The 6,890-nt window shown below is 68.2% G+C and carries 6 protein-coding genes; all 6 read left to right on the top strand.

Annotation, left to right across the window (positions count from 1 at the left end):
* Positions 1–215 precede the first annotated feature (215 nt).
* The 6 genes from KME80_RS39970 to KME80_RS39945 all read left to right on the top strand — a co-directional run bounded on the left by KME80_RS39970 (position 216) and on the right by KME80_RS39945 (position 6,876).
* Complete coding sequence (locus KME80_RS39970; protein ID WP_219514734.1) at positions 216–698, top strand: cellulose synthase; 483 nt, start codon at positions 216–218, stop codon at positions 696–698.
* Between the two features lie 226 nt (positions 699–924).
* Complete coding sequence (locus KME80_RS39965) at positions 925–1,917, top strand: ABC transporter permease (protein WP_219514732.1); 993 nt, start codon at positions 925–927, stop codon at positions 1,915–1,917.
* A gap of 46 nt (positions 1,918–1,963) precedes the next feature.
* Positions 1,964–3,733, top strand: coding sequence for an ABC transporter substrate-binding protein (locus KME80_RS39960; RefSeq protein WP_219514724.1), 1,770 nt, complete (start codon positions 1,964–1,966; stop codon positions 3,731–3,733).
* An 85-nt stretch (positions 3,734–3,818) separates the two neighbouring features.
* Complete coding sequence (locus tag KME80_RS39955; RefSeq protein WP_219514722.1) at positions 3,819–4,832, top strand: ABC transporter permease; 1,014 nt, start codon at positions 3,819–3,821, stop codon at positions 4,830–4,832.
* On the top strand, positions 4,829–5,854 hold the full coding sequence (locus KME80_RS39950) for an ABC transporter ATP-binding protein (protein WP_219514720.1): 1,026 nt from the start codon (positions 4,829–4,831) through the stop codon (positions 5,852–5,854). Before KME80_RS39955 ends, KME80_RS39950 begins: the two co-directional genes overlap by 4 nt.
* The gene (locus tag KME80_RS39945; protein ID WP_219514718.1) at positions 5,851–6,876 is read left to right on the top strand and encodes an ABC transporter ATP-binding protein; all 1,026 of its coding nucleotides are present in this window, start codon (positions 5,851–5,853) and stop codon (positions 6,874–6,876) included. Before KME80_RS39950 ends, KME80_RS39945 begins: the two co-directional genes overlap by 4 nt.
* Positions 6,877–6,890: the final 14 nt, after the last annotated feature.

Genomic DNA, 6,890 nt, shown 5'->3' with positions numbered 1-6,890 from the left:
CCGCCCGCCCGGCCCGCCCGCCCGGCCCCCGCCCGGGCCGCCCGGCCCGGAAAGGGTGGGCTGGCGGGATCGGGGCGGTTGGGTGACGATAGGGGGCCGGTCCCGGACGGGTGGGTGGTTCGTCCCCTAAGGGTCGGGTGGTTCTCGGGGAGGAGGAACACGCGCCATATCGCGTGCCAGGATGGAGAGGTAACCGACGACGGAGGTGGCCCCGAATGCCTTTCGAAACGATCGCATGGTTCCCGCTCTGCACCGGGCTGACCCTCGCCGGGCTGTTCCTGAGCTTCTTGGCGTTCCGGCGGCGCGGCGCGGCGTCGGGCATGCGGACGGCTGCGTGGGCGCTGCTGCCGCTGGCCGCCTATCTGACCGGGGCGCTCCAGGCGTTGTGGACGATCGGCACGACGGTCGTGGGGTTCGTGACGAGCCTGGTGTTCAATCCGATGGTGTGGGCGGGCGTGGCGGTGGCCGGGCTGTCGGTGGTGCTGTTCGTGGCGTCGGGTGTGATGCGCGGACGCAAGCTGAAGGGCGCGGGGCGCGGCAAGGCGGAGAAGGTTCCCGCAGCTCAGGCGCCCGCGGCGGCCGGGAAGGCGCCTCAGGCGGCGCCCGCGAAGCCGGCGGTGGAGCAGAAGAAGGCCGCCAAGGGCGATGACGACTTCTCCGACATCGAGGACCTGTTGCGACGCCGGGGCATCAGCTGAGCGGTTCCCGTGTCACAGTTCCGAGACGCAACCGGGATGGGGTCTTGACATTCTCGTCAAGATCAATACGAATGAGTTTCGCGTGAATCACAGTTGAGCCACACTGCGGTCCGAGGGACTAGTCAGCGCAGCTCAGGGCATAGATCCTGCCTCCTGAGGTCGCGACGAGCGGTCTGTATTGCGAACGAGCAGACAACGTCGTCTGAAAATCAGGGGGCTATCCGGCATGACCGCACCGCTTGACGTTTCCGGCTCCGCCTCGGAGGCGCGCCCGGAGTCCGTGCTCGAGGGAGCGGGCAAGGCCGTCCAGGGGCGTTCCCTGAGCCGGATCGCCTGGATGCGGCTGCGCCGTGACAAGGTGGCGCTGGCCGGCGGGATCACCGTGATCCTGCTCGTCCTGGTCGCGATCTTCTCCTCGCCCATCATCAGCCTGCTCGGCCATCCGCCCCTGGAGTTCCACCAGGACCAGATCGACCAGAGCACGCTGCTGCCCAAGGGCGACTTCGGCGGCATGAGCAGCGAATACCTGCTCGGCGTCGAGCCGGTCAACGGCCGTGACATCTTCAGCCGCATCGTCGCCGGCGCCTGGATCTCGCTGCTCATCGGCATCCTGGCCACGCTGGTGTCGGTCGTCATCGGCACGGTCATGGGCGTGATCGCCGGCTACTTCGGCGGCTGGGCCGACCAGATCATCGGCCGCCTGATGGACGTCTTCCTCGCCTTCCCGCTGCTGGTGTTCGCCATCGCGCTGGCCGGCGTCATCCCTGACAAGGGGTTCGGGCTGGAGGGCAACGGGCTGCGCATCGCGATGCTCGTGTTCATCATCGGCTTCTTCAGCTGGCCGAGCATCGGCCGTATCGTCCGGGGCCAGACGCTGTCGCTGCGCGAGCGCGAGTTCGTCGACGCGGCGCGGAGCCTGGGCGCGCGCAACGGCTACATCCTGTTCCGCGAGATCCTCCCCAACCTGATGGCGCCGATCCTGGTCTACGCGACGCTGCTGATCCCGACGAACATCCTGTTCGAGGCGGCGCTGTCGTTCCTGGGCGTCGGCATCAACCCGCCGACCCCGACCTGGGGCGGCATGCTCTCGGAGGCGGTGCGCTTCTACACGCTGCCGCACTTCGTGCTCTTCCCCGGCTTGGCGATCTTCATCACTGTCCTGGCGTTCAACCTGTTCGGCGACGGCCTTCGGGACGCCTTCGACCCGCGGGCGCACTGACCCTTCGCCCTGCTCCATCCCCATCTCCACTAACAAGGGGTAGTCAATGAGAAGGAAATCCGCACTGGCAGCGGCCGCGACAGCGACGCTGGCCCTGGTGCTCTCCGCCTGTGGCGGCGGAGGGGGCGGCAGCAATTCCCAGCAGCCCGCCCAGTCGGCGTCCGGCGCTGCCGCGCAACCCGCGTTCAACGCCGCGCTCACCGAGGTGTTCAACCCTTCCACCAAGAAGGGCGGCACTCTGAAAGTCGCGAACTATGCAGACTGGGACAGCCTGGACCCCGCTGACACCTACTACGGCTACTCGTTCAACTTCGGCCGGTACTACTGGCGGACGCTGACGACGTACAAGACGGGCCCCGGCAAGGACAGCAACACGGTCGTCCCGGACCTGGCCGAGGCGCTGGGCGAGCCGAGCGACGAGGGCAAGACCTGGACGTACAAGATCAAGAGTGGTCTGAAGTTCGAGGACGGCACCCCGATCACGGCCAAGGACGTCGCCTACGCGGTGGCGCGGTCGTACGACAAGGAGACCTTCCCGCACGGCCCGTCCTACCTCAACGAGCTGCTCGACTGGCCGAAGGACTTCAAGGGCGTCTACAAGACCCCGGACGCCGACTACAGCTCGGCCGTCGAGGCGACCGACGACTCCACCGTCGTCTTCCACCTGAAGGAGCCGTTCGCCTCCTTCGACTACATCGTGCAGATGCCGATGACCGCCCCGGTGCCCAAGGACAAGGACACCGGCGCGAAGTATAAGGAGCACGTGATCTCCTCCGGCCCGTACAAGTTCGAGACGAACGAGGCCGGCAAGCGCTTCAGCCTGGTCCGTAACGAGAACTGGGACGCGGCGACCGACCCGAACCGCCCGGCGCTGCCGGACAAGATCGAGGTCCAGCTCAACGTCAACGCCGACGACGTGGACAACCAGCTCATCTCCGGTGACATCCACCTCGACGTCCAGGGCACCGGCATGCAGCCGGCCGCTCTCGGCAAGGTGCTGCCCGACCCGGCGCTGAAGGCCCGCACGGACAACCCGACGATCCCGAGGCTCTGGTTCGTCTCGGTGATCCCGGAGACCCCGCCGCTGGACAACATCGAGTGCCGCAAGGCCGTCATGTGGGCCGCCGACCGCGTCGCCAACCAGACCGCCTTCGGCGGCGAGGTCGCCGGCGGCGAGATCGCCACGAACGTGATGCCGCCGCCCATCGTCGGCCAGGAGAAGTTCGACCTGTACGCGACGCCGGAGAACAAGGGCGACGTCGAGAAGGCCAAGGCCGCGCTGACCGCCTGCGGCCAGCCGAACGGCTTCTCCACCACGATGACCTTCCGCGCCGACCGTCCGCGCGAGAAGGCGCTGGCCGAGTCGATGCAGCAGGCGCTGGCCCGGGTCGGCATCAAGCTGACGCTCAAGGGCTTCCCCGGCTCCAGCTACTTCTCGGACTATGCCGGCAACGTCAACTACGTCAAGAAGAACGGCGTCGGCCTCGCCGCCCACGGCTGGGGCTCCGACTGGCCTGACGGCTACGGCTTCATGCAGGCCATCGTCGACAGCCGCACCATCCGCCCCGCGGGCAACTACAACCTGAGCGTCAAGAGCGACAAGGTCGACGGCCTGATCGACCAGGCCAAGGCCGAGCTCGACGAGACCAAGCGCAACAAGCTGTGGGTCGACGTCGACAAGGCCGTCATGGAGGACGCCTCCATCCTCCCGGTGGTGTGGGCCAAGTCGCTGCTGCTGCGCGGCCAGGGCGTGACCAACCTCGCCTACAACGAAGGCCAGAGCCAGTACGACTACGCCCTGCTCGGCGTGGAGTGACCAGGCGGGCTTCGGGGAACTAGCGAAGGCAGGTGAAGGCAGGGATGGCCTGCCCGGCGACGGGCAGGCCATCCGGCCGGCAGCGGTGCTCACATACATCATCAGACGACTCATCGGCGCCATCGCCATGCTGATCGTCATCAGCATGGTCACCTTCGGCATCTTCTTCGTGGTGCCGCAGTGGGCCGGATCCAGTCCCGAGGCGATGGCCTCCCGGTACGTCGGCCGCGCGGCCACACCGGAGACGGTGCACCTGGTGGCGCAGAAGCTCGGCTTCTACGACCCGGTCATCGTCCAGTACGGCCGGTTCGCCAAGGGCATTGTCGCCGGTGCCGAGTACGACTACGGCGCCGGGGTCGAGCAGTGCCCCGCGCCCTGTTTCGGCTACTCCTTCATCTCCGGCCAGCCCGTGTGGCCGGACCTGCTGGACCGGATGCCGGTGACGTTCTCGCTGGCCATCGGCGCGGCCCTGCTCTGGGTGCTGGGCGGCGTGTCCGTGGGCGTCATCTCCGCGTTGCGGCGCGGCACCTTCTTCGACCGGTTGTCGATGGGCACCGCGCTGGCCGGGGTGTCGTTGCCGATCTTCTTCACCGGCATGCTCTCGCTGGTCGTCTTCAGCTACGGGCTGGGCTGGACACCACCGGGCGGCTCGTGGACGGACTTCACCGAGAATCCGGCGCAGTGGGCCTTCAACCTGCTGCTTCCCTGGATCACGCTGGCGTTCCTGTTCGCGGCCACCTACGCCCGGCTCACCCGCGCCGGCATGCTGGAGACCATGGGCGAGGACTACGTGCGCACCGCCAGGGCCAAGGGCCTGAGCGAACGCGACGTCGTCGTCAAACACGGCCTGCGGGCCGCGCTGACGCCGATCCTCACCCTCTTCGGCATCGACTTCGGCCTCCTCATCGGCGGCGCGGTCCTCACCGAGACCACCTATACTCTGCCCGGGCTCGGCCAGTTCGCCATCCTGGCCATCCGCAACCAGGACCTGCCGCAGGTGATGGGCGTGGTGTTGTTCGCCGCCTGCTTCGTCGTGGTCGCGAGTCTGATCGTCGACCTGCTCTACGCCTGGGTCGACCCGAGGGTGAGGTTGTCGTGAGCTTCCTGGACGTCAAGGATCTCAAGATCCATTTCCCGACCGACGACGGCGTCGTCAAGTCCGTCGACGGGCTCACCTTCGGCCTGGAGCGCGGCCAGACGCTCGGCATCGTGGGCGAGTCCGGCTCCGGCAAGAGCGTGACCAGCCTCGGCATCCTCGGCCTGCACAAGGGCGGGCGGGCCAAGATCTCCGGCGAGATCTGGCTCGACGGCGAGGAGCTCGTCTCGGCCCCCGCCGAGCAGGTGCGCGGGCTGCGCGGCAAGAAGATGGCGATGATCTTCCAGGATCCGCTGTCGTCCATGCACCCCTACTACACGGTCGGCCACCAGATCATCGAGGCGTACCGGATCCACAACGCCGTCAGCAAGCAGGTGGCGCGCAAGCACGCCGTCGACCTGCTCGGCCGCGTCGGCATCCCGGAGCCCGGCAAGCGCGTCGACAGCTACCCGCACGAGTTCTCCGGCGGCATGCGCCAGCGCGCGATGATCGCCATGGCGCTGTCGTGCGACCCCGAGCTGCTCATCGCCGACGAGCCCACCACCGCGCTCGACGTCACCGTGCAGGCCCAGATCCTCGACCTGATGCGTGACCTGCAGCGCGAGTTCAACTCCGCGCTCATCATCATCACCCACGACCTCGGCGTCGTGGCGGAGCTGGCCGACGACATCCTCGTCATGTACGGCGGCAAGTGCGTCGAGTACGGCAAGACCGACGAGATCTTCTACAACCCCGAGCACCCCTACACGTGGGGGCTGCTGGGCTCGATGCCCCGCCTCGACCGGGAGCCCACCGAGCGGCTGCTGCCCATCAAGGGCTCGCCGCCGTCCCTCATCAACGTGCCGCCCGGGTGCGCCTTCCACCCGCGCTGCCCGTACGCCGACCGCACCGAGGGGCGGGCGTCCACCGAGGTGCCGGACCTGGCGCCGACCGAGCGCGGCCACCTGGTGCGCTGTCACATGCCCAGGACGGAGCGGCGGTCGCTGTGGGAGAACGAGATCAAGCCAGTGCTGGAGACCCAGTGAGCGAGAACGAGCCGCTTCTGTCCGTCAGGAACGTGGAGAAGCACTTCCCCGTCACCGCGGGCCTGTTCAAGAAGCAGGTCGCCGCCGTCAAGGCGGTCGACGGCATCAGCTTCGACGTGTTCAAGGGCGAGACGCTCGGCCTGGTGGGGGAGTCCGGCTGCGGCAAGTCGACCACCGGCAGGCTCGTCACGCGCCTGCTGGAGCCGACCGGCGGCTCGGTCGAGTTCGAGGGCCGCGACATCACCCACCTGAGCCAGGGCAAGCTGCGCCCGCTGCGCCGCGACATGCAGATGATCTTCCAGGATCCCTACTCGTCGCTGAACCCCCGCCACACGGTCGGCGCGATCGTCGGCGCCCCGTTCCGCATCCAGGGCGTCCGCACCGAGAACGGCGTCAAGAAGGCGGTCCAGGACATCCTGGCGCTGGTCGGGCTCAACCCCGAGCACTACAACCGCTACCCGCACGAGTTCTCCGGCGGCCAGCGCCAGCGCATCGGCATCGCCCGCACGCTCGCGCTCAAGCCGAAGCTCATCATCGCCGACGAGCCCGTCTCGGCGCTGGACGTGTCGATCCAGGCCCAGGTCGTCAACCTGCTGGAAGACCTGCAGAAGGAGCTCGACCTCACCTACGTGGTGATCGCGCACGACCTGTCGGTGGTGCGCCACATCAGTGACCGGGTCGCGGTCATGTACCTGGGCAAGATCGTGGAGATCGCCGATCGCAAGCGCCTCTACAGCTCGCCCATGCACCCCTACACCAACGCGCTGCTGTCGGCGGTGCCGGTGCCCGACCCGAAGGCGCGCAAGGAGCGCGAGCGCATCCGGCTCAAGGGCGACGTGCCCAGCCCGCTCAACCCGCCGCCCGCCTGCCGCTTCCACACCCGCTGCTGGAAGGCGCAGGAGATCTGCAAGACCGTGGAGCCGCCGCTGGAGACGCTGGCGAGCGGCCACAGCGTCGCCTGCCACTTCCCGGAGAACGCCCCGGTCGCCGCCGCCACGGCCGGCGAGGCGGGCAAGGACTGACGCGCCGCGCCCTG

The organism is Nonomuraea ceibae (assembly GCF_019396325.1).
Taxonomy (GTDB): Bacteria; Actinomycetota; Actinomycetes; order Streptosporangiales; family Streptosporangiaceae; genus Nonomuraea; species Nonomuraea ceibae.
Note: the sequence above shows the minus strand (reverse complement) of the source record. Positions and strands in the feature narration are given on the sequence as shown.

Excerpts from the sequence above, each read along its gene's own strand:
- KME80_RS39970 (WP_219514734.1), top strand. The coding sequence starts at position 216 with ATGCCTTTCGAAACGATCGCATGGTTCCCGCTCTGCACCGGGCTGACC.
- KME80_RS39960 (WP_219514724.1), top strand. The coding sequence starts at position 1,964 with ATGAGAAGGAAATCCGCACTGGCAGCGGCCGCGACAGCGACGCTGGCC.
- KME80_RS39965 (WP_219514732.1), top strand. The coding sequence starts at position 925 with ATGACCGCACCGCTTGACGTTTCCGGCTCCGCCTCGGAGGCGCGCCCG.